The sequence below is a fragment of the Roseivivax isoporae LMG 25204 genome (genome assembly GCF_000521865.1).
Taxonomy (GTDB): Bacteria; Pseudomonadota; Alphaproteobacteria; order Rhodobacterales; family Rhodobacteraceae; genus Roseivivax; species Roseivivax isoporae.
This window is the reverse complement of sequence record NZ_JAME01000124.1, coordinates 1-1,119: the sequence shown is the minus strand read 5'-3', so window position 1 is coordinate 1,119 and position 1,119 is coordinate 1. Positions and strand designations below refer to the sequence as shown.

The window sequence follows — 1,119 nt, the reverse complement described above, 5'->3', positions numbered from 1 at the left end:
TGGACCACGGCAAGACGACGCTGACGGCCGCGATCACGAAGTATTTCGGCGAGTTCCGCGCCTATGACCAGATCGACGGCGCCCCGGAGGAGAAGGCGCGCGGGATCACCATCTCGACGGCGCACGTGGAATACGAGACGGAGAACCGGCACTACGCGCACGTGGACTGCCCGGGTCACGCCGACTACGTGAAGAACATGATCACGGGTGCGGCGCAGATGGACGGCGCGATCCTCGTGGTGAACGCGGCGGACGGCCCGATGCCGCAGACGCGCGAGCACATCCTGCTCGGCCGCCAGGTGGGCATCCCGGCGATGGTGGTGTTCCTGAACAAGGTCGACCAGGTGGACGACGAGGAGCTTCTGGAGCTCGTGGAGATGGAAGTGCGCGAGCTTCTGTCGGCCTACGACTTCCCGGGCGACGACATCCCGATCATCGCGGGCTCGGCGCTTGCGGCGATGGAGGGGCGTGACCCCGAGATCGGCGAGAACAAGATCCGCGAGCTGATGAAGGCGGTGGACGAGTACATCCCGCAGCCGGCACGGGCGGTCGACCAGCCGTTCCTGATGCCGATCGAGGACGTGTTCTCGATCTCGGGCCGCGGCACCGTGGTCACGGGCCGGGTCGAGCGCGGCGTGGTGAACGTGGGCGACGAACTGGAGATCGTGGGCATCAAGGCGACGCAGAAGACGACCTGCACGGGCGTCGAGATGTTCCGCAAGCTGCTGGACCGCGGCGAGGCGGGCGACAACATCGGCGCGCTGCTGCGCGGCATCGACCGCGACAAGGTCGAGCGCGGCCAGGTGCTGTGCAAGCCGAAATCGGTGACGCCGCACACGAAGTTCGAGGCCGAGGTCTACATCCTGACCAAGGAGGAAGGCGGCCGCCACACGCCGTTCTTCGCGAACTACCGCCCGCAGTTCTACTTCCGGACGACGGACGTGACCGGGACGGTCGGCCTGCCCGAGGGCACCGAGATGGTGATGCCGGGCGACAACCTGAAGTTCCTCGTGGAGCTGATCGCGCCGATCGCCATGGAAGACGGCCTGCGCTTCGCCATCCGCGAAGGCGGCCGCACCGTCGGCTCGGGCGTCGTCTCGAAGATCATCGAGTAAGCCC

At 67.0% G+C, this 1,119-nt stretch carries 1 protein-coding gene; it reads left to right on the top strand.

Annotation, left to right across the window (positions count from 1 at the left end; all coding sequences use genetic code 11):
* Window positions 1-1,115: elongation factor Tu (gene tuf / locus RISW2_RS22920; RefSeq protein WP_043775787.1), on the top strand; the 1,115-nt coding region annotated here is incomplete at its 5' end.
* Between the last annotated feature and the right edge of the window lie 4 nt (window positions 1,116-1,119).